Source organism: Geodermatophilus sp. SYSU D00815 (assembly GCF_054050035.1).
Window position 1 is genome coordinate 33,499 of the sequence record NZ_JBJGYO010000011.1, and the last position, 19,874, is coordinate 53,372.

Here is a 19,874-nt window from a genome sequence, read left to right on the forward strand (position 1 = left end):
CTAGCGGATCAGGTAGATCGTGGCGAAGAGCCCGACCCACACGACGTCGACGAAGTGCCAGTAGTAGGAGACCACGATCGCCGAGGTCGCCTGTGCCGGCGTGAAGCGGCCCATGGTGGACCGGATGAGCAGGTAGACGAACGCGATCAGCCCGCCGATCACGTGCAGCGCGTGGAAGCCGGTGGTCAGGTAGAAGACCGAGCCGTAGGTCGACGACGAGATCGTGGTCGCGTGGTCGGTGACCAGCACGCGGTACTCGTTGGCCTGGGCGAGGACGAAGACCAGGCCCATGACGAAGGTGATCGTGAACCACCGGCGCAGGCCGTAGACGTTGCCCTGCTCGGCCGCGAACACGCCGAGCTGGCAGGTCACCGATGACGCGACCAGGATGATCGTGAAGATCAGCGCGTACGGCAGGTTCAGCTCGGTGGGCTCCGGCGGCCAGCCCTCGGTCGCCCGGGCGCGCGCGGTGAAGTACATGGCGAACAGCCCGGCGAAGAACATCAGCTCGCTGGAGAGCCAGATGATGGTGCCGACGCTGACCATGTTCGGTCGGGTCAGGGAGTGCACCCGCGACGTGTCGAAGGCGCTGCTCGCAACGGGGGCCGTTGTCACGGGGTCATCATGGCATCGGCACAGGGTCGTCACGACCGCGGGTGCGGTGGCGTGGCGGGCGTCGTGACCTCCCCGAGACCGAGGGCTCGCGGCCTTCCCGGGAACCGCTGGTCCGGGGCACTAGGCTCGCGCGCGTGACCGATGCGACCGTGCTGGTGTACAGCTCCCGTCCCGAGGTGCGGGAGGCCGTCCGCACGGCCGTCGGCCGCCGGCCGGCCCCCGACGTCGGCCCGCTCACCTGGGTCGAGTGCGTGACCGGCGACGAGGTGGTCACCGCCGTCGACCTCGGCGGCATCGACCTGTGCATCCTCGACGGCGAGGCGCAGCCCACCGGTGGCCTGGCGCTGGCCCGCCAGCTGAAGGAGGAGCTGCTCGACTGCCCGGCGCTGTGCGTGCTCATCGCCCGCCAGCCCGACCGCTGGCTGGCCCACTGGTCGATGGCCGACGGCACGCTGCCGTTCCCCGTCGACCCGCTGACCGCGCCCGCCGTGGTGGCCGAGCTGCTGCGCGAGCACGCCGCCCGGCCGCCGGCCCCGCGGCGGTGAGCCCCGCGCCGACCTGGCCGGGGCTGCTGTCCCGCCTGCTGGCCCGGCAGGACCTCTCCTCGGCCGACACCGCCTGGGCGATGGGCGAGATCATGTCCGGCGAGGCGACGCCGGCGCAGGTCGCGGCCTTCGTGGTGGCCCTGCGCGCCAAGGGGGAGGCGCCCGAGGAGGTCGCCGGCCTGGCCGACACCATGCGCGACCGCGCGACCCCGGTCGACCTGCCGCTCGCCAGCGTCGACATCGTCGGCACCGGCGGCGACGGCGCGCACACCGTGAACATCTCCTCGATGGCCGCGGTCGTGGCCGCCGCGTGCGGCGTGCCGGTGGCCAAGCACGGCAACCGGGCGGCGTCGTCGTCCTCCGGCTCGGCCGACGTGCTGGAGGCCCTGGGGGTGGTCATCGACCTGCCCGCGGACGGGGTGGCGCGGTGCGTGCGGGAGGCCGGCATCGGCTTCTTCTTCGCCCCGGTCTTCCACCCGGGGTTCCGGCACACCGCCGCGCCCCGGCGGGAGATGGGCATCGGCACCGTCTTCAACTTCCTCGGCCCGCTCACCAACCCGGCCCGCCCGGTGGCCGCCGCGATCGGCTGCGCCGACCTGCGGATGGCCCCGGTCCTGGCCGCGGTCCTCGCCGGGCGGGGGACCCGCGCGGTGGTCTTCCGCGGCGACGACGGCCTGGACGAGCTCACCACCGCCACGACGTCCGCGGCGTGGGTGGTGCGCGACGGCGAGGTCGAGCCCGACCGCGTCGACCCGACGGCGCTCGGCATCGCACCGCCGCCGGAGGGCGCGCTGCGCGGCGGCGACCCGCAGTTCAACGCCGCGGTCTTCCGCCGGCTGGTCGAGGGCGAGGCGGGGCCCGTGCGGGACGCGGTGCTGCTCAACGCCGCGGCGGCGCTGGCCGCGTACGAGGAGCGGGCCGAGCGACTGCACGACGCGCTGGCCGCCGGCATGGCGACCGCGGCCGCGGCGGTCGACGACGGCCGCGCGGCGGCGCTGCTCGACCGCTGGGTGGCGGTCAGCCGGGCCCTGGCGCGGACCTGACGGCCCCCGCCGAGCAGCGCGTCAGTCGGCGGTCTCGAAGCCGATCGAGAAGGCGGACTCGAGGTCGTGCCGGGAGTAGGCCCGGAACGCGATGTGCGTGTCGGTGTCGACGACGCCGGGCACCTTGTTGATCCGGCCGGCGACCACCTCGGCGATCTGCTCGAACTCGCGCACCCGGACGATCGCGATCAGGTCGGTGTCGCCGGCGACGGAGTAGACCTCGCTGACGCCGTCGAGGTCGGCGACCGCCTGGGCCACCTCGCCGATGGAGTCGGTGGCCGCGTCGATCATCACGATGGCGGTGATCACGCCCGGGAGCCTAACCGGGGCCGGCGGTTCGGGGCGGCCTCCGGAGTCACGCGCTCCGGGCGCGCCCGGGTGCCCAGCGACCGCGGGTCGGCGAACGGGTCGCGCCCGGAGCGCCCGGCCTCCACGCGGGCGAGGAACCCGGTGAAGGGGCCGGTGCCGGGGGCGGGGCAGGCGAGGACGCCGTCGACCTGCACCAGCCGCGTGCCCGGCTTCTCGATCCACCGCATCACCAGCTCGGTCTCGTCGACCGAGGCGGCCGGCTCGTCGACCGGGCCCGTCGGCGTCTCGGCGGTGGCCAGCAGGCCGGGCAGCGTCGCGCGGACGGTGATGCCCCGCGGCGCGTTGCCCGCCGCGACCAGCCGGCCGCGGCGGACGACCGAGAGCTGCCAGCCGCCGTCGCCGTCGGGCCGGGCGAGCACGAGCTCGGGCACGCGGGCCAGCGACTCCAGCCGCTGCCGGCGCCGGACCGCGCGCACCAGGACCGCGACGCGGTCGCGCAGCACGGCGGCGTCCTCGTACCGCTCGTCGGCGGCCAGCCGGTCGACGCGGGCCAGCAGCGGCGCCACGAGCTCGCGCGGGTCGGCGGCGACGGCGGCCCGGAAGACCGCCGCGATGCCGGCGTACTCCTCGACCGACTGCGCGCCGGTGCACGGGGCGCCGCAGCGGCCCATGCCGGCCAGCGCGCAGGCCGCGGACGGCGTCCGCGGCGAGAGGCGGGTCGTGCACTGGCGCAGCGGGAGGGCCTCGTGCACCGCGGCGGCCGCGGCGTCGGCCGCCCGGCGGTCGGGGAACGGCCCGAGGAACACCCCGGCACCCGGGCGCACCCGGCGGACGACGGACAGCCGGGGGAAGGGCTCCTCGGTCAGCCGCAGCCACAGCGCGCGCTCGGGGAAGCGGGACCGGCGGTTGTAGCGGGGCTTGTGCTCGGCGATCAGCCGCAGCTCCCGGACCGCCGCCTCGAGGTCGTGCGCGCACGGCAGCGCCTCGACCCGCTTGGCCAGGCCGATCATCTCGGTGATCCGGCTGCGCTGCTCGCCGGCGGAGAAGTAGCTGCGGACGCGGCTGCGCAGGTCGTTCGACGTCCCGACGTAGAGCGGCTCGTCGCGCGGGCCCCGGAAGACGTAGACCCCCGGGCCGTGCGGCACGTCCTCGGCCAGGTGCCGCTTGCGCCGCCGCTCCGGGTCGATCTGCCGGGTGAGGGAGGTGAGCTCCTCCAGCGAGGTGATGCCCAGCGGGCCGAGCCGCTCGAACAGCCCGTGCAGCACGTCGACGGTGGCCCGCGCGTCGGCCAGCGCGCGGTGGCACGGCTGCGTCGTGGTGGAGAAGTACGGCGCCAGCGTGGCCAGCTTGCAGTTGGGCACCTCGTCGCTGGTGAGCAGGCGCCGGGCCAGGACGGCGGTGTCGACCGAGGCGGCCGCCGGCCAGGCGAAGCCGTTCTCGGCGCAGGCGGCCTTGAGGAAGCCGATGTCGAACGGGGCGTTGTGGGCCACCAGCACCGCGCCGCGGGCGAACTCGAGGAAGGCCGGCAGCACGGCGCCGATCCGCGGGGCGGTGGCGACCATCGACGAGGTGATCCCGGTGAGCACGCTGATGTACGGCGGGATCGCGGTGCCCGGGTCGACCAGGGTCTGGAACTCGCCGAGCACCTCGCCGCCGCGCACCTTGACCGCGCCGATCTCGGTGATCGCGCTGTCCTTCGGCGAGCCGCCGGTGGTCTCGAGGTCGACGACGACGAACGTCACCGACGACAGCGGCGTGCCGAGCTCGTCGATCGTCCCCTGCACGAAGCCGGGCGGGTCGAAGACGCGAGCACCGGCCCGGGGTGCGGGAAGAGGACCGGGGGAGGCGGGCACGGGGCGGACGGTAGGTCGGGGCAACGACAGTCCCGGGAACGCCGCGCCGGGCCGGGCGGGCCGGGACCCACCCGGTTGGGGGGTGCGCGTGGGGGTGCCGCGAGTCGCCCGGGCGGGGGAAACTGGCCTCTCACCTGGCGAGACGGGCGTGGCCCGGACACGATTCGATCGCCGGGGCGCAGCCGCCCCGGTCCCAGAGGTGGTGGCATGGTCCCGCGCTCCCCGTGGCGCGCTCGGCGCCGGTGGTCGGCGCCCCTCCCGGTCGTGGTCGCGGCAGCGGTCGCGCTCGCCACGGCCGCGCCCGCTTCCGCCACGCCGAGCGACCAGCCCGGCGGCACCTCCGGCGTCCTGGACAGCTCGGCGCTCGACGACCTCCAGCAGCGCGCGGCCGAGGTGCAGGTAGGCCTGCAGCAGCGGCAGGCCGAGATCGCCACCGCGCGCGAGCAGCTGGCCACCGCCGAGCAGGAGGTCGAGGCGGCACGGGCGGCGCTCGCCGACACCGAGGGCGTGCTGGCCGAGCGCCAGGCGGCCGTCGCGCAGTACGCGGCGGCGGCCTACCGGGACGGCGGGTCCCTGACGCCGCTCACCGTGCTGCTCAACGGCGGCGACCCGGGCGACATCGTCGCGGCGATGGGCTACCTGGACGCCGTCGACCGCCACACCGCCGGGCTGCTGGCCGGCGCCGAGGGCCAGCGCCAGGCGGCCCTGGCCGACCAGGCCGCGGCGCAGGCGGCGCTGGACGGCGCCCAGCAGCGGGCCGACGAGGTGCAGGCGCAGATCACCGAGCTGGAGGCCCAGGCGGCGGCGGTGACCGACGAGCTCGACCAGGCCCTGGACGTCGTCGACGACCAGCTCACCGAGCTGCAGCGCGAGCAGCTCGAGGTCAACTCGCGGACGGCGGCCAACTGGCGGGTCTACGTCGACCAGCTCACCGCCGCCGGGATCGTGCCGCCGCCGGCCGCCGAGCTGCTCGACCCGGCCGCCTCCCTGCCGGAGGGGCTGGTGCCGGTGGCCTCCGCCGCCGGGGGCGCCCAGGGCGGCGCCGCGCAGCACCCCGGGCAGCCCACGTCGCTGCTGGTGCTGCCGGCGGAGACGATCGCCGCGGTCTCGGCGGCCATGGAGCAGCTCGGCCTGCCCTACGCGCCCGGCACCGCGGGTCCGGACTCCTGGGCCTGCGGCCCGCTGGTGCAGTCCATCTACGGCGCGGCCGGGGTCGAGCTGCCCGGCGACCAGGCCGGGCTGTTCTCCGTGACGACTCCGGTCGACGCGCGCGACGTGCTGCCCGGCGACCTGGTGTTCCTGGGCACCCCCGAGTCGGGGCTGGGCCACGTCGGGCTCGCCCTCGACCAGCAGACGATGCTGGCCGCCGACGCGCGGGCGGGCGCGGTCGTCGTCCGCCGGCTCCCCACCGACCAGGTGCTCGGCATCGGCCGGCCCAGCCTGGGGCAGCGCGCGCCCGTGGACCCGCCCGGCCCGGCGGGCGGCGCGCTCTCGGTCGAGTGCGGCAACACGGTGTACCCGCCGAGCTACGACGGCGCCCGGTCCTGGGGTGGCTACCCCAACGGCCTGATCCCGCCGAGCGCCCTCTGCCCGATCGGCGTCGGCGGCCACTCGCTGCGCTGCGACGCCGCGGCGGCGTGGCGGGCCATGTCGGCGGCCTTCGCCGAGTCGTTCGGCACGCCGATCTGCATCACCGACTCCTACCGGACCTACGCCAGCCAGGTGCGCCTCTACGGGCAGAAGCCGGCGCTGGCGGCGGTGCCCGGCACGAGCAACCACGGCTGGGGCCTGGCCGTCGACCTCTGCGGCGGGATCCAGACCTTCGGCACGCCGCAGTACGCCTGGATGGTCGCCAACGCCGGCCGCTTCGGCTGGCTGCACCCGACCTGGGCCGACCCCGGCAACGGGCGCGAGGAGCCGTGGCACTGGGAGTACGCGGGCACCTGAGGACGGCGCTGTCAACCCTCCCGGCCCGGAACTGTCGGTGGCCGCTCCTACCGTGCGGGACGACTCACGGAGGAGAACAACCGATGCTCATCGACTGCGACACCTGCACCGCCCGCGGGACGGGCTGCGCCGACTGCGTCGTCACCGTCCTGCTGGGAGCGCCCCCGGGGTGGCAGAGCGACGACCCGGTGGTCGTCCCGCTGCCCGACCGCGTCCCGGCCCGCGCCGAGCAGCCGCGGACGGCGGAGGAGGCCGTCCTGCCGCCGCCGGGCGTCGTGGTCGAGTTCGACGAGGTGGAACGGCGGGCCGTGCGCGCGCTGGCCGACGTCGGCCTGGTGCCCCCGCTGCGCCACTCCCCGGGCACGCCCGGCGGCGCGGGCGGCCGGCGGACCGGCTGACCGCCGCGCGGGTGGGCGGTCACGGCGCGCCGTCGTGACGCTGCTCGCAGTGACGATCCCGACAAACCCAGGGGTCCCTGTTTGTCACAACTGCATCACGCCCGTATGGTCGCTCCGTTCGACCGGGCGGTCGTCGCCCCACCGGGGCGACCTCGGACGGACACCGCCGAATCGCCGACGGCACCCACCAGGTGCCCGAGGGGAACCGGGGACCCACCGCAGTACTGGGGTGAGTTCTCACGTGCGCCGGCTCGCCGGGGCACCGAGATAGGGCACTTTCTTCCCAGCCCGAACCCGTCAGCTAACTCGGTAGGCGGTTTGCTGAGGAAGAAGGAGAGCCGCCGCACGTGGCGACGTCTCGCCCTGCCCTGGGGCATGCCCACGATCCATCCGCACCGCACCGCACGACCCGCACCCGCCCCTCCGCCTGGCTCCGTTCCGGGCTGCTGCTGGGGGCGACCGCGGCGCTGACCGTCACGCTCCTGCCCGGCACCGCGGCCGCCGAGCCCGGCCGGGCGACCACCCCCGAGCAGGCCGCCCAGCTCGTCGCCGAGGCGAGCCACCAGCTCGAGTTCGTCCAGGAGCAGGTCAACACCGCCCGCGAGCAGCTCGCCCAGCAGGAGGCCGCCGCGGACGCCGCCGACCGGGCCGCCGCGGACGCGCAGGAGCAGCTCGACGCCCTCGACGGGCAGATCCGCCAGCTCGCGCGCAGCGCCTACACCGGCGGCGACCAGCACCTCCGGGCGCTGGACGTGATGCTGACCAGCGACTCCGCCGAGGACTTCGTCAGCCAGCTCGGCACGCTCGAGGCGATCGCCGGCCACACCACCGAGGCCCTCGACCAGGTGGCCGAGGCGGCCGACGCCGCCGAGCAGGCCCGCGACGAGGCCGACGCGGCCGCCGCCGAGGCGCAGCAGACGCTGGCGGGGATCGAGGCCCAGGAGGCCGAGCTCGAGTCGGACATCGCCGACTACCAGGCGCAGTACGACCGGCTGACCGCGGCGCAGCAGCAGCAGGTGGTCGCCGCCCACGGCGGCGAGTCGCTCGCGGCGCCGGCCCCGGCCGCGGCCGTGGCGCCGAGCGCGGGGGGCAGCGCCGCCGCGCAGACCGCGGTGAGCACCGCGCTGGCGCAGGTCGGCGACCCGTACGTGTGGGGTGCCGGCGGGCCGAACAGCTTCGACTGCTCGGGCCTGACCCAGTACGCCTACGCCGCGGCCGGCATCAGCCTGCCGCACTCCAGCAGCATGCAGTCGCGCATGGGCACCCCGGTGTCCCGCTCCGCGCTGCAGCCCGGCGACCTCATCTTCTTCTACAGCCCGGTCAGCCACGTGGCGATGTACATCGGCAACGGCCAGATGGTGCACGCGTCCACGTCCGGGCAGCCGGTGAAGGTGGTCGGCGTCGACTCGATGCCGGGCTACAACAGCGCGCGCCGCATCGCCTGAGCACGGGCCCGTCCGGCCTCCCCGTCGCACGTCGGGGTGAGCTCCTCGGACGGGGTCCGCGCGCACGAGGGCCGGTGACCCGCACGGGTCACCGGCCCTCGGTGCGTCCGGACCTAGGATCTCCCGCGTGAGCCGGCGCGTGCGGGGGAGTGCCCGCGCCGCGCTGGTCGTGGCGGTCCTCCTGGGCGCGGCCTTCGTCCTCGTGGTGGTGCTGCGCACGCCCTGGAGCGTGCTGCCCACCCCGCCCGGCGGGTCGGTGCCGGTCGACCCCACCGCGGGGGTACCGGCCGACGTCGTCGCCCGGGCCGACTCCTTCGCCGCGGCGATCCGCCCGGCCTCGCTGGCCAACCTGGTCCTGGGGCTGGCGGTCACCGCCGTCCTCGGCCTCACCCGGCTGGGCGCGCGGCTGGTGCGCGCGGTGGCCGCCCCGCTCGGCGGGGGCTGGGTCTGGCAGGTCCTGCTGGGCACGCTGGCGCTCACCGTCGTCGGCCGGCTGGTCACCCTGCCGCTGTCGGTCTACGGCGAGGTCGTGCGGCACCGGTACGGGCTGTCCACCCGCAGCTGGCCGCTGTTCCTCCGCGACGTCGCGGTCAACACCGCGATCGACGCCGGGCTGACCGCGCTCGGCGTCCTGGCCCTGGTGGTGCTGGCCCGCCGGGTACCGCGGCTGTGGTGGGCGTGGGCCGCCGGCGCCGCGGCCGCGCTCGTCGTCCTCGGGTCGTTCCTCTACCCGGTGGTCATCGAGCCGGCGTTCAACCGGTTCGAGTCCCTGCCGGCCGGTGAGCTGCGCACCGCGATCCTGGCGCTGGCCGAGGAGAACGGCACGCCGGTGGAGGACGTGCTCGTCTCCGACGCCTCCCGGCGGACGACGGCGCTGAACGCCTACGTGTCCGGGTTCGGCTCCACCCGCCGCGTCGTCCTCTACGACACGACGCTGGCGAACCTGCCCGACGACGAGATCGAGTCCATCGTCGCCCACGAGCTGGGGCACGTGGCCACCGACGACGTCCTGACCGGGACGCTCATGGGCGCCCTCGGCGCCGCCGCCGGGGTGGCCCTGCTCGGCCGGCTGCTCACCTGGGCGCCGCTGCTGCGCCGGGCCGGCGCCGACGGGCCGGGGGACCCGCGGGTGGTCCCGCTGCTCCTGCTGCTGGTCGCGGCCGGCACCCTGCTCGCCACCCCGGTGCAGAACCTGGTCTCCCGGCACGTCGAGGCGCGCGCCGACGTGCACGCCCTCGACCTCACCGCCGATCCGGAGGCCTTCGTGTCGATGCAGCGGCGGCTGGCCGCCACCAACCTGGCGCAGCCCGACCCGCCCGCGGCCTGGCAGTGGTTCTTCGGCAGCCACCCCACCGCCGCCGAGCGGGTGGCCCTGGCGCGGGACTGGACGGAGCTGGACCGGCCGTGACGAACCCGAAGACCCTGGTGGTCACCAACGACTTCCCGCCGCGGCAGGGCGGCATCCAGACGTTCGTCGCCGCCCTCCTGGCCCGGCGCCCGCCGGATTCGCTGGTGGTCCTCGCCTCCCGCTCGCCGGGCTGGGAGGCCCACGACGCCGCGCTGCCCTACCCGGTGGTGCGCCGGCCCACCTCGGTGCTCCTGCCCACGCCGGGCACCGCCCGGGCCGCGGCCGAGCTGGTGCGCGCGCACGGCTGCGACACGGTCTTCTTCGGCGCCGCCGCCCCGCTCGGCCTGCTCGCCCCCCGCCTGCGGGCCGCCGGCGTTCGGCGCCTGGTCGGGGCGACGCACGGCCACGAGACCGGCTGGGTCGCGCTGCCCGGCGCGCGGCAGCTCGTGCAGCGGATCGCCTCGGGCCTCGACGTGCTCACCTACATCAGCGAGTACACCCGCGGCCGGCTGGAGCCGGCGCTGGGCGGGCGCACCGCGCTGGCCCAGCTCTCACCCGGGGTGGATGTCGACCTGTTCACCCCGGCCGCCGGCGGCGCCGCGGTCCGCCGCCGGCACGGGCTGGGGGAGGCGCCGGTGGTGGTGTGCGTGTCGCGGCTGGTCGCCCGCAAGGGCCAGGACGTGCTCGTGCGGGCGTGGCCGCGGGTGCTGGCCCGGCACCCCGGCGCCCGGCTGCTGCTGGTGGGCGGCGGACCGCTGGAGGCCTCCCTGCGCCGCGCGGTCGCCGCCGGCGGGCTGGGGGAGTCCGTCGTCCTCACCGGGCCGGTGCCGCCGCCGGAGCTGCCGGCGCACTACGCCGCCGGGGACGTGTTCGCCATGCCGTGCCGGACCCGCCGCGGCGGGCTGGACGTGGAGGGCCTCGGCATGGTGTTCCTCGAGGCGGCCGCGTGCGGCCGCCCGGTGGTGGCCGGCACCTCGGGGGGTGCGCCGGAGGCCGTCCGGGACGGCGTCACCGGTCACGTGGTGGAGCCCCGGTCGCCCGAGGCCGTGGCGACGGCGATCAACGGGCTGCTCGACGACCCGGCGAAGGCCGCCGCGATGGGCGCGGCCGGCCGGGCGTGGGTCGAGCAGCGGTGGTCGTGGACGCGCATCGCCGCCACGTTCGACCACCTGCTGGCCGGCTGACCGGCAGCGAGACCTGCGCACCCGTCGGCATCGGCCGCCGGTGGCGACGGGTGCGCAGCTCTCGCGCGCGCTCAGCGGGTGTAGAGGGCCTCCACCTCGGCGCCGTGCTCCTTGAGGACGACGGCCCGCTTGAGCTTCAGGCTCGGGGTGAGCATGCCGTTCTCCTCGGTGAAGTCCGAGGACAGGACGCGGTACTTCTTGATCGCCTCGGCCTGCGACACCGCCTTGTTGGCGTCGGCCACCGCGGCGTCGAGCTCCTTGACGAGGTCCTCGTCGTCGCGCAGCTGCTCGACCGGGGTGTCCTCGGGCTTGCCGCGGGCGGCCAGCCACCCGGGCAGGGCCTCCTCGTCGAGGGTGATCAGCGCGGCGATGAACGGCCGCTGGTCGCCGACGACGATGCACTGGCTGACCAGGGCGTGCGCCCGCAGGCGGTCCTCGAGGACGGCGGGGGCGACGTTCTTGCCGCCCGCGGTCACCAGGATCTCCTTCTTGCGGCCGGTGATCTTGAGGAAGCCGTCGCCGTCGATCTCGCCGAGGTCGCCGGTGTGGAACCAGCCGTCGTCGTCGATGGCCTCCTTGGTGGCCTGCTCGTTGCGCCAGTAGCCGCGCATGACGATCCCGCCCTTGATCAGGATCTCGCCGTCGTCGGCGATCGCCGCGGAGACGCCGGGCAGCGGGCGGCCCACGGTGCCGATCCGGAAGGCCTCGTCGTGGTTGACCGACGCGGCGGCGGTGGTCTCGGTGAGCCCGTAGCCCTCGTAGACGGTCACGCCGACGCCCCGGTAGAAGTGGCCGAGCCGCTCGCCGAGCGGGGCGCCGCCGGAGACGGCCCCGATGCAGCGGCCGCCGAGCGCGGCGCGCAGCTTGCCGTAGACGAGCCGGTCGAACAGCGCGTGCTGGGCGCGGAGGGCGAGGCCGGGGCCGCCGGTGTCCTGCGCGCGCGACCAGTCGATGGCGACCTGGGCCGCCCGGTCGAAGATCTTGCCCTTGCCGCCGGCGTCGGCCTTCGCCTTGGCCTGGTTGAAGACCTTCTCGAACACCCGGGGGACGGCCAGGACGAACGTCGGCTTGAACGCGCCGAGGTCCTCCACGAGGTTCTTCACGTCGGGGGTGTGCCCGACGACGGTGCGCGTCTTGACCGCGCCCACCTGCAGCACCCGCGCCAGGACGTGCGCCAGCGGGATGAACAGCAGCAGCGAGCCCTCGACGTTGAGGAACCGGCCCAGCAGCGTCATGCCGTTGTTGATCTCGAACAGGAAGTTGCCGTGCGTCAGCTCGCAGCCCTTGGGCCGGCCGGTGGTGCCGCTGGTGTAGATCAGCGTGGCCACGCTGTCGGCGGTGAGCGTGGCGCGGCGGGCCTCGAGCTCGCTGTCGGGCACGTCCCCGCCGGCCGCGGTCAGCGTGCCGACGACGTCGTCCTCCATGACCCACACCGGGCCGAGCTCGGGCGCCTGGTCGCGCACCGACTCCATGGTCTCGGCGTGCTCGGCGCGCTCGACGATCGCCGCCTTCGCGCCGGAGTCGGACAGGATCCAGGCGACCTGGTCGGCGCTGGACGTCTCGTAGACCGGGACGACGACGGCGCCGGCGGCCCAGATGCCGAAGTCGCAGACGGTCCACTCGTAGCGGGTCCGCGCCTGCAGGGCCACGCGGTCGCCGGGGCCGACCCCGGCGGCGACGAGGCCCTTGGCGACGCCGGCGACCTGGTCGGCGAACTGCTTCCACGTCACGTCGCGCCACTGGCCGTCGCGGAGGACCCGGTAGCCGACGTCGTCGCCGTGCCCGGCGACGTTGGCGGCCAGCAGGTCGGGGATGGCCTCGTCGGGGCCGACCTCGGTGGTCGCGGGGACGCTGAACTCGCGCACGCCTGGTCCTCTCCTCCCGGACCGTCCGACGGGCACCGTCGCCCGCGGATCCGAGTACGGGTCACGATCAATCTAGCTGCAAAGTTCCTCGGGGTCCTACCCGTGAGTAGCAGGGCAGGCACCACCACCCCCGTGGGGGAACCGCCGAACGGTTAGCCTGCCCTCCATGGCCGACCAGTCCACCCAGTCGATCGTCGTCGACGCGCCCGCGGCCGACGTCATGGCGGTGATCGCCGACTTCCCCGCCTACCCCCAGTGGGTCGCCGCCGCGAAGAAGGTGGAGGTCGTCGAGACCGGCCCCGACGGGCGCGCGAAGCGCGTGCACTTCGTGCTCGACGCCGGCGCGGTCAAGGACGACTACGTCCTCGACTACACGTGGGACGGCGACCGCCAGGTCTCCTGGACGCTGGTCAAGGGCCAGATGCAGAAGCGCCAGGACGGCTCCTACACGCTGGTGGAGAGGGACGGCGCCACCGAGGTCACGTACTCGATCACCATCGACCTCTCCATCCCGATGCTGGGCATGATCAAGCGCAAGGCCGAGAAGGTCATCCTCGACACGGCGCTCAAGGAGCTCAAGAAGCGCGTGGAGAGCTGAGCAGCGGGTCGATGCGCACGCTGCTGTTCACCGGGCCGGGCGGCGCCGGGACGTCGACGCTGGCCGCGGCCGCCGCCGTGCGCGCCGCCCGCGGGGGCGCCCGCGCGCTGCTGGTGACGCGCCAGGCGCCGCCGGTCGCCGGGCTCGACGCCGTCGCCGGGCTCGAGGTGTCCGTCGTCGACGCGCAGGCCGCCGCCGAGCAGGTCTGGCGGGCGCACGCGGGCACCCTGGCCGCGCTGGTGCCGCAGGTGGACCTGCCGCCGGCCAGTTCGGTCGTCCCTCCGCCCGGCGCCGCGGACCTGGCCCTCCTCGCCGCGCTGGACCGCGCCGACGCCGACGTCGTCGTCCTCGACGCCGGGCCGCTGGAGGCGGGGACGGCCCTGGCCGCGCTGCCCGCCACGCTGCGCTGGTGGCTCGACGTCGCGCTGCCGCCGCGGGTCCGCGCGCTGGCGGCCATCCGGACCGCCGCCGTGCGGTCGGGCGCCGCCCGCTCCGGCCCGGTCGACGCCGCGCTCTCCGCTCTGCCGGCCGTCGAGCGGCTGCTCGCCCGCGTGCGCCCGGACGACCCGGCGGCCACCTCCGTCGTCCTCACCGCGACCGGCCGCCCGGCCGACGCCCGGGCGCTGCGCGCCGCCGCCACCACGCTGGGGCTGCTCGGGCAGCGGCCGGCCGCCGTGGTGGCCCGGGTGCTGCCGGCCGGTGCCGGGCCGTGGTGGGAGCGGCGGCTGGCCGAGCAGGCGGCGGTGCTCGAGGAGCTCGCCGCGATCGCCCCGCTGCGCCGGGTCGAGGAGTCGGCCGCGACGCCGGCCGACGTCGACGCGCTGGCGCCGCTGCGCGACGTCCTGGACCTGCCCGACCCGGCGCCGCTGCCGGCGCCGACCCCGGAGCGCCTCGACGGCACGTGGCGGCTGGTGCTCCCGCTGCCCTTCGCCGAGCGCGACCGGGTCGAGCTGACCCGCTGGGCCGACGACCTGGTCGTCACCGCGGCCGGCGTGCGCCGCTCGGTCCGCCTCGACGCGCTGCTGCGCCGCTGCGAGGTGACCGGCGGGCGGTTGGCCGACGCCGGCACGGCGCGGGCGCGGCTCGAGGTCGCCTTCGCCCCGGATCCCCGGCTGTGGCCGGCGGACCTCCTGCCCACCGACGCTCGGGAGAGTGCCCCATGACCACCGGAGCCGACTGGGCCGAGCAGGCCCGCCGCCTGCTGGACGCCGTGAAGGCGGCGGCGTCGGCCGACGCCGCGGAGCCGGCCGGCGAGTGCCGGTGGTGCCCCCACTGCCAGGCCCTGGCCGTGCTGCGCGGTGACCGCCCCGAGGTCACCGCCGTGCTCGACGACGTGCTGGCCACGGCCTCGTCGGCGCTGCGCTCGTTCGCCGGTGAGACGCCCGCGCAGGAGCCGACCGGGCACGCCGACGAGCCCGCGCACAGCGATGCCGCGCCGGTGGTCCAGCGGATCGAGATCGCGTGACCGCACCTGCCGCGCAGCTGCCCGCGGTCGGCATCGACATCGGCGGCACCAAGGTCGCCGGCGGCCTGGTCGCGCCGGACGGGCGGGTCCTCGACACCGCCCGGCGCGCGACCCCCGGCGCGTCGGTCACCGAGACCGAGGACGCGATCGCCGGGGTGGTGGCCGAGCTGCTCGCGCGGGCCGACGGTCCGGTCGTCGGGGTCGGCGTCGGCGCCGCCGGGTGGTTCGACCGCACCGGCGACACCGTGCTGTTCAGCCCGCACCTGGCCTGGCGGCACTCCACGCTGCGCAAGGACCTCGCCGCCCGGCTGCAGCTGCCGCTGTGGGTGGGCAACGACGCCGACGCGGCCGCCTGGGCGGAGTACCGGTACGGCGCCGCCCGGGGCGCCGACCTGGCGCTGATGATCACGCTCGGCACGGGCATCGGCGGCGGCATCGTGGTGGACGGCCGGCTGCAGCGCGGCGCCCACGGCGTGGCGGGGGAGTGGGGGCACATGCGCGTCGTCCCCGACGGGCGGCTGTGCGCGTGCGGCAACCGCGGCTGCTGGGAGCAGTACGCCAGCGGCACCGCCCTCGGCCAGACCGCCCGCGAGGTGGCGACGTCGTCCCCGGCCGCCGCGGGCGTGCTGCTGGAGCGGGTCGACGGGGAGGCGGGCCGGCTGACCGGCGAGGACGTCGCGGCCGCGGCCGCCGACGGGGACGCGCTCGCGCTGGAGCTGGTGACCGACGTGGGCAGCTGGCTCGGGCAGGGGATCGCCGACCTCGCCGCCGTCCTGGACCCGGAGGTCGTGGTGATCGGCGGGGGCGTGAGCAAGCTCGGCGAGCTGGTCCTCGGCCCGGCCCGCGACCGGCTGGAGCGGGCGCTGCCCGGCCGCGGGTTCCGCCCCGGGCCCCGGGTGGTCGCCGCGGAGCTGGGCCCGCAGGCCGGTCTGGTGGGCGCCGCCGACCTGGTGCGCTCCGCCGAGGCGTGAGCGGAGTGCCACGGGCGCGGATCCCGCGCCGTGCCACTCCGCCTCAGCAGAGCTCGCGCGCCAGCTGCTCGAGGAACAGGCCGATGTCGGTGACGATGCCCATCGCCTGGGCGCTGCCGCGGTCGGCCAGCTTGGTGACCGTGGCCGGGTTGATGTCGACGCAGACCAGCGGCACCGACGCCGGCAGCAGGTTCCCGGTCGCGATCGAGTGCAGCATCGTGGCGACCATGATGCAGAAGCCGACGTCGTGCAGCTCGGCGCGCATCGCCCGCTGCCCCTCGACGACGTCGGTGTGGACGTCCGGCAGCGGCCCGTCGTCGCGCACCGAGCCGACCAGCACGAACGGCCTGCCCGCCCGCACCATGGCGTGCATGACCCCGCCGGTGAGGACCCCGGCCTCGACGGCGGCCCGGATGGAGCCGGCCCGGCGGATGGTGTTGATCGCCCGGATGTGGTGCTCGTGCCCGTGCGGCACGCCGGAGCCCTTGGCCAGGTCGACGCCGAGCGAGGTGCCGAACAGCGAGGCCTCGATGTCGTGCGTGGCCAGCGCGTTGCCGGCGAACAGGACGTCGACGTAGCCCGCCTCGACCAGCCGCACCATCGCCGGGGAGGCGCCGGTGTGCACGACGGCGGGCCCGCCGACCCACAGCACCCGCTTGCCGGCGGCCTTGACCTCCCGCATCCGGTCGGCGATCTGGCGGACCAGCAGCGCCTGCGGCTTCTCGCTGGAGACCGCCGAGGACATGAACCCGAAGTCCTCCTCCTCGCCCCGCACCACCGCCGGCGGCATCTCGACGCGCACGCCGTTGGCGCCGCACACCACCTGCTCGCCGGCCCGCACGTCGCTCACCGGGACGGTCCGGACGACGACCCGCCCGCCCTCCTCGCCGACGACGAGGCCGCAGTCCATCTCGGCGCGGTCGACGGGGATCCACTCGCGGTCCAGGCGCACGAAGGTGTCGAGGTTGGTCGTGGAGTAGAAGTCCTCGGGGAAGACGCCGTCGGCCGGCGCCGGGCGCAGCGTCGCCGTCCCCGGGTCGACGGCGTTGGCGCCGTGGGTCTGCAGCCGCATGAGGATGCGGTCGAGCAGGTCGGCGTCGGCGGTGCGCACCGAGACCAGCGCGCGCGACTCGTCCTCGTGCTCGCGGCCGAGGTCCAGGCTCTCGATGCGGTAGTCGCCGCCGTACTCGAGGACGTCGTCGAGCACCCGGGCCAGGATGCCGGTGTCCATCAGGTGGCCGGTGAGGGCCACCGTCGCCGAGTGCGCCGCGGTGCTGCTCATCGCCCGTGCGCGAGGACGGCCCCCGGGCGGGAGCCCGCCTCAGACGACCGCACCGTCGTCCCCGTCGTCGTCCGTGCGGTCGCGCATCCGCGACACCGCGACGTAGACGCCGCCGGCCACGGCGGCGACCCCGAGGAACAGGCCGAGGTCCTGGGACAGGCCGATCACGCCCGGCGCCCACACCAGCAGCACGCCCACCGCGACGAGGAGGACCGCGTACAGCGACGCCGGCGAGGGCAGGCCCACCGGGGGCGGCGGCGGGGGCTCGAAGTGCTCGTCGGGCCGGTCGAGCACGTCGGGCTCGGCCGGTGGCGGCGGAGCGGGCGGGAGGGCGTCGTCCGGGGCCTCGGCCACCGGCGCCGGGCCGTTCTCGGCCTCGTACGCGGCCACGATGCGGGCCCACTCGGCGTCCTCGTCGAGGTCGCGGCGCAGCCGCGCGCGCTCGGGCACCGGCCCCCGGGCGTGCTCGTCGGCGTGCTGGTCGACCAGGGTGCCGGCCTCGGCGCGGCGGGCCCGGTCCACCCACAGCCGGTCGGTCGGCGGGCTGGGCAGGAAGACCGTGCGGGTGTACGGGCCGACGTCGGCGGCCGGCTCCAGGTAGGCGGCGATGCCGGCGTCGTGGAGGACGTCGAGCAGGTGGTCGCCCACCCGGGGGTCGACGTCGCGCAGCGGGCTGAACAGGGCGGCGTCCAGCCCGTTGTCCCGGCGGCCCCGGCCGCGCCGCGGCTCGCTCATGCCGGCTCCGCCGCGGCGGTGCGCTCCCGGATCCACGCCACCGACCGCTCGAAGATCAGCGGGGCGTCGTTGTCGAGGGTGGCGACGTGGTAGCTGTCCTCCAGCACGACCTCGGTCGCGTCGGCGCTGGAGATGCCGGCCAGCAGCGCCGCGGTGGACGCGGGCTCCACGACGTGGTCCTCCCGGCTGCGGAACACCAGCACCGGCGCGGTGACCCTCGCCAGGTCGGCGCGGGTGGCGGTCCACAACCGGCGCAGCCCGAGGACGGCGCGGGTGGGCAGCTTGGGGTAGGCCAGCTCGACGACGCCGGGCTTCTTGATGTCGCTGCCGATGGGCGCCCAGCTCGGGGTGAGCTTCGCGATCAGCGGCAGCAGCCTGGCGTCCATCCGCAGGGTCATCAGCGACGGGTTGACCAGCACCAGGGCCGCGACGTCGTCCGGGCGCACCTCGGCCAGCCGGATCGACAGCGTCCCGCCCATGGACAGCCCGGCCACCACGACGCGGTCGACGTCGCGCGCCAGCTCGTCGAAGGCCGCCTCGACCGCCCGCGTCCAGTCGTGCTCGGTGGTCAGGTTGCAGTCCTGCCAGCGGGTGCCGTGCCCGGGCAGCAGCGGGCACCGGACGGCGAACCCGGCGGCCGCCAGGTGCTCGCCCCACGGGCGCATGCTCATCGGCGTGCCGGTGAAGCCGTGCACGAGCAGCACCCCGGTGCGCCCCTCGGGGCCGTCCCCGCCCGGGAAGGCGAACGGCTCGGCACCGGGCAGCACCCCGGCGGGGACGTGCGGTGCGGGCACGGGTCTCCTCCTCGAGGTCCGGCGGCGGGGCCGACCGGCGTGGCGCGGGCTCGCGGAACGGGTCCGTTTGTCGTCGGGCCGCCGGGATCCCTAGTCTGGCAGTTCCAAGAGGAGGCGTGTTGTTCTACTGGTTCCTCAAGTTCGTCGCGGTCGGGCCGCTCGCCAAGCTGGTCTTCCGTCCGCGGGCGGAGGGCACGGAGAACGTGCCCTCCGCCGGCTCGGCGATCCTGGCGAGCAACCACCTGTCCGCCGCGGACTGGGTGTTCATGCCGCTGTCCCTCAAGCGGCGGGTGACGTTCCTGGCCAAGCAGGAGTACTTCACCGGCACCGGCCTCAAGGGCTGGGCCCAGCGCGTCTTCTTCGCCGGCAGCGGGCAGGTGCCCATCGACCGCACCAACGCCAGCGCCGCCGAGGACGCCATCCGCACCGGCCTGCGGATCCTCCGCGAGGGCAAGCTCCTCGGCATCTACCCGGAGGGCACCCGCTCGCCCGACGGCCGCCTCTACCGGGGCAAGACCGGCGTCGCCCGCATGGCGCTGGAGACCGGCGCCCCCGTCGTCCCCGTCGCGATGATCTACCGCCCCCGGCGGATGCCGTTCGGCAGGAAGCTCGTGCGGGTGAGCGTGAAGTTCGGCAAGCCCTTGGACTTCAGCCGCTACGAGGGCATGTCGGGCGACCGCTTCGTCGAGCGGTCGATCACCGACGAGATCATGTACGAGATCATGACGCTGTCCGGGCAGGAGTACGTCGACGTCTACGGGGCCACCGTGAAGAAGTCGATGGACGCCACCGGGGCCAGCGCCGCGGAGGTGCTGCGCCGGCTGCAGCCGCCGTCGGACGAGTCCGCCGACCGGCTGGACACGCTCGCCGGCTAGCGACCCCCGCCGCGAGCGCGTGGGCGGTGGGGGGCGGGGGGGTCCTCCGTCAGCCGGTCGAGCACGTCGCGGAGCAGGGCCAGCAGCTCCTCCCGGGGCATCGTCGGCTCGCGGGCCCACTGGCCGACGAGGTCCTCGGTGAACGCGAACCAGGCGCGGACCAGCTGGCGGCGGCGGGCGTCGTCGGGCAGGTCGAGCGCGGTCAGCGCGACGTCGACCAGCCGCTCGCGGGTCTCCTCGTAGATCTCGGCCACCCACGGGTCGCCGCCGGCGGCGCCGCGGACGACCGCCAGGTGGGCCTCCCGGTAGGTCTCCACCCAGCCGACGTAGCGGTCCAGCATCCCCGGCACGTGCGCGGCCGCCGGCGTCCCCGTGCCGGGGAGCAGGTGCTCCTCGAGCAGCCGCGCCGCGGCGCGGGTGACCGCGGCGTAGTAGTCCTTCTTGGTCGGGAAGTAGTGGAACAGCAGGCTGCGGCTGATCCCGGCGCGGCGGGCCACCTCGTCGATGGTCAGCTCCTGCACCGGCGTGGTCGGCAGCAGCTCCAGCCCGATCGCGACCAGCTGCGCCCGCCGGTCACCGGCCGAGCGGCGCCCCGTCGTCAT

20 protein-coding genes and 1 riboswitch are annotated in these 19,874 nt (G+C 75.9%); of the genes, 12 read left to right on the forward strand and 8 right to left on the reverse strand.

The window, feature by feature from the left end; genetic code table 11:
- Window positions 1-615 carry an aa3-type cytochrome oxidase subunit III gene (ctaE, locus tag ACI78S_RS14110; RefSeq protein WP_456974294.1) on the reverse strand — a complete coding sequence of 205 codons (615 nt, stop codon included), beginning with the start codon at window positions 613-615 and terminating at the stop codon, window positions 1-3.
- A gap of 134 nt (window positions 616-749) precedes the next feature.
- Between ctaE and ACI78S_RS14115 the strand changes: the two genes are divergently transcribed.
- Entirely contained in the window at window positions 750-1,160 is a 411-nt protein-coding gene (locus ACI78S_RS14115; RefSeq protein ID WP_456974296.1) for a hypothetical protein, read from the forward strand.
- Window positions 1,157-2,203 (forward strand): anthranilate phosphoribosyltransferase, encoded by a 1,047-nt coding sequence (trpD, locus tag ACI78S_RS14120; RefSeq protein WP_456974298.1) that lies wholly within the window; start codon window positions 1,157-1,159, stop codon window positions 2,201-2,203. Before ACI78S_RS14115 ends, trpD begins: the two co-directional genes overlap by 4 nt.
- Window positions 2,204-2,224: 21 nt before the next feature.
- On the opposite strand, the gene ACI78S_RS14125 is transcribed toward trpD, so the two are convergent.
- Together ACI78S_RS14125 and ACI78S_RS14130 are read right to left on the reverse strand one after the other, a co-directional pair.
- Window positions 2,225-2,512 carry an Lrp/AsnC family transcriptional regulator gene (locus tag ACI78S_RS14125; protein ID WP_456974300.1) on the reverse strand — a complete coding sequence of 96 codons (288 nt, stop codon included), beginning with the start codon at window positions 2,510-2,512 and terminating at the stop codon, window positions 2,225-2,227.
- Entirely contained in the window at window positions 2,509-4,365 is a 1,857-nt protein-coding gene (locus ACI78S_RS14130; RefSeq protein WP_456974302.1) for a DEDD exonuclease domain-containing protein, read from the reverse strand. The genes ACI78S_RS14125 and ACI78S_RS14130 overlap by 4 nt, the downstream gene beginning before the upstream one ends.
- A gap of 264 nt (window positions 4,366-4,629) precedes the next feature.
- Here ACI78S_RS14130 and ACI78S_RS14135 point away from each other — a divergent pair, with 264 nt between their 5' ends.
- The 5 genes from ACI78S_RS14135 to ACI78S_RS14155 all read left to right on the forward strand — a co-directional run bounded on the left by ACI78S_RS14135 (window position 4,630) and on the right by ACI78S_RS14155 (window position 10,687).
- Window positions 4,630-6,312, forward strand: a complete 1,683-nt coding sequence (locus ACI78S_RS14135; protein WP_456974304.1) for a D-alanyl-D-alanine carboxypeptidase family protein — start codon at window positions 4,630-4,632, stop codon at window positions 6,310-6,312.
- Between the two features lie 83 nt (window positions 6,313-6,395).
- Complete coding sequence (locus ACI78S_RS14140; protein ID WP_456974306.1) at window positions 6,396-6,710, forward strand: hypothetical protein; 315 nt, start codon at window positions 6,396-6,398, stop codon at window positions 6,708-6,710.
- 154 nt (window positions 6,711-6,864) lie between these two features.
- Window positions 6,865-7,041: riboswitch (cyclic di-AMP (ydaO/yuaA leader) on the forward strand.
- 16 nt (window positions 7,042-7,057) lie between these two features.
- Window positions 7,058-8,155 carry a C40 family peptidase gene (locus tag ACI78S_RS14145; RefSeq protein ID WP_456974308.1) on the forward strand — a complete coding sequence of 366 codons (1,098 nt, stop codon included), beginning with the start codon at window positions 7,058-7,060 and terminating at the stop codon, window positions 8,153-8,155.
- A gap of 127 nt (window positions 8,156-8,282) precedes the next feature.
- Window positions 8,283-9,563, forward strand: coding sequence for a M48 family metallopeptidase (locus ACI78S_RS14150; protein WP_456974310.1), 1,281 nt, complete (start codon window positions 8,283-8,285; stop codon window positions 9,561-9,563).
- Window positions 9,560-10,687 (forward strand): glycosyltransferase family 4 protein, encoded by a 1,128-nt coding sequence (locus ACI78S_RS14155; protein WP_456974312.1) that lies wholly within the window; start codon window positions 9,560-9,562, stop codon window positions 10,685-10,687. Before ACI78S_RS14150 ends, ACI78S_RS14155 begins: the two co-directional genes overlap by 4 nt.
- Window positions 10,688-10,758: 71 nt before the next feature.
- Here ACI78S_RS14155 and ACI78S_RS14160 read toward each other — a convergent pair whose 3' ends face one another.
- Window positions 10,759-12,552 (reverse strand): AMP-dependent synthetase/ligase, encoded by a 1,794-nt coding sequence (locus ACI78S_RS14160; protein WP_456974314.1) that lies wholly within the window; start codon window positions 12,550-12,552, stop codon window positions 10,759-10,761.
- 166 nt (window positions 12,553-12,718) lie between these two features.
- On the opposite strand from ACI78S_RS14160, the gene ACI78S_RS14165 reads away from it, so the two are divergent.
- Genes ACI78S_RS14165 through ACI78S_RS14180 form a run of 4 tightly spaced genes read left to right on the forward strand, consistent with a single transcriptional unit; the run spans window position 12,719 to window position 15,586 of the window.
- The gene (locus tag ACI78S_RS14165; protein ID WP_456974316.1) at window positions 12,719-13,150 is read left to right on the forward strand and encodes an SRPBCC family protein; all 432 of its coding nucleotides are present in this window, start codon (window positions 12,719-12,721) and stop codon (window positions 13,148-13,150) included.
- Between the two features lie 11 nt (window positions 13,151-13,161).
- Window positions 13,162-14,313 (forward strand): ion transporter, encoded by a 1,152-nt coding sequence (locus ACI78S_RS14170; RefSeq protein WP_456974318.1) that lies wholly within the window; start codon window positions 13,162-13,164, stop codon window positions 14,311-14,313.
- Complete coding sequence (locus ACI78S_RS14175; protein WP_456974320.1) at window positions 14,310-14,615, forward strand: hypothetical protein; 306 nt, start codon at window positions 14,310-14,312, stop codon at window positions 14,613-14,615. Before ACI78S_RS14170 ends, ACI78S_RS14175 begins: the two co-directional genes overlap by 4 nt.
- Window positions 14,612-15,586, forward strand: coding sequence for an ROK family glucokinase (locus tag ACI78S_RS14180; protein WP_456974322.1), 975 nt, complete (start codon window positions 14,612-14,614; stop codon window positions 15,584-15,586). Before ACI78S_RS14175 ends, ACI78S_RS14180 begins: the two co-directional genes overlap by 4 nt.
- A 43-nt stretch (window positions 15,587-15,629) precedes the next feature.
- Here ACI78S_RS14180 and ACI78S_RS14185 read toward each other — a convergent pair whose 3' ends face one another.
- Genes ACI78S_RS14185 through ACI78S_RS14195 form a run of 3 tightly spaced genes read right to left on the reverse strand, consistent with a single transcriptional unit; the run spans window position 15,630 to window position 18,397 of the window.
- Window positions 15,630-16,868: an ornithine cyclodeaminase, nickel-pincer nucleotide-dependent gene (locus ACI78S_RS14185; RefSeq protein ID WP_456974324.1), complete on the reverse strand. Its 1,239-nt coding sequence runs from the start codon at window positions 16,866-16,868 to the stop codon at window positions 15,630-15,632.
- A gap of 39 nt (window positions 16,869-16,907) precedes the next feature.
- The gene (locus tag ACI78S_RS14190) at window positions 16,908-17,603 is read right to left on the reverse strand and encodes a hypothetical protein (protein WP_456974326.1); all 696 of its coding nucleotides are present in this window, start codon (window positions 17,601-17,603) and stop codon (window positions 16,908-16,910) included.
- Complete coding sequence (locus ACI78S_RS14195) at window positions 17,600-18,397, reverse strand: alpha/beta hydrolase (protein ID WP_456974328.1); 798 nt, start codon at window positions 18,395-18,397, stop codon at window positions 17,600-17,602. The genes ACI78S_RS14190 and ACI78S_RS14195 overlap by 4 nt, the downstream gene beginning before the upstream one ends.
- A gap of 116 nt (window positions 18,398-18,513) precedes the next feature.
- Here ACI78S_RS14195 and ACI78S_RS14200 point away from each other — a divergent pair, with 116 nt between their 5' ends.
- On the forward strand, window positions 18,514-19,272 hold the full coding sequence (locus ACI78S_RS14200; protein WP_456974330.1) for a lysophospholipid acyltransferase family protein: 759 nt from the start codon (window positions 18,514-18,516) through the stop codon (window positions 19,270-19,272).
- Here ACI78S_RS14200 and ACI78S_RS14205 read toward each other — a convergent pair.
- On the reverse strand, window positions 19,269-19,874 hold the full coding sequence (locus tag ACI78S_RS14205) for a TetR/AcrR family transcriptional regulator (protein ID WP_456974332.1): 606 nt from the start codon (window positions 19,872-19,874) through the stop codon (window positions 19,269-19,271). The genes ACI78S_RS14200 and ACI78S_RS14205 overlap by 4 nt on opposite strands.

Coding starts and splice junctions, on each gene's coding strand:
- ACI78S_RS14205 (WP_456974332.1), bottom strand. CDS start 19,874: ATGACGACGGGGCGCCGCTCGGCCGGTGACCGGCGGGCGCAGCTGGTC.
- ACI78S_RS14175 (WP_456974320.1), top strand. CDS start 14,310: ATGACCACCGGAGCCGACTGGGCCGAGCAGGCCCGCCGCCTGCTGGAC.
- ACI78S_RS14185 (WP_456974324.1), bottom strand. CDS start 16,868: ATGAGCAGCACCGCGGCGCACTCGGCGACGGTGGCCCTCACCGGCCAC.
- ACI78S_RS14170 (WP_456974318.1), top strand. CDS start 13,162: ATGCGCACGCTGCTGTTCACCGGGCCGGGCGGCGCCGGGACGTCGACG.
- ACI78S_RS14190 (WP_456974326.1), bottom strand. CDS start 17,603: ATGAGCGAGCCGCGGCGCGGCCGGGGCCGCCGGGACAACGGGCTGGAC.
- ACI78S_RS14140 (WP_456974306.1), top strand. CDS start 6,396: ATGCTCATCGACTGCGACACCTGCACCGCCCGCGGGACGGGCTGCGCC.
- ACI78S_RS14165 (WP_456974316.1), top strand. CDS start 12,719: ATGGCCGACCAGTCCACCCAGTCGATCGTCGTCGACGCGCCCGCGGCC.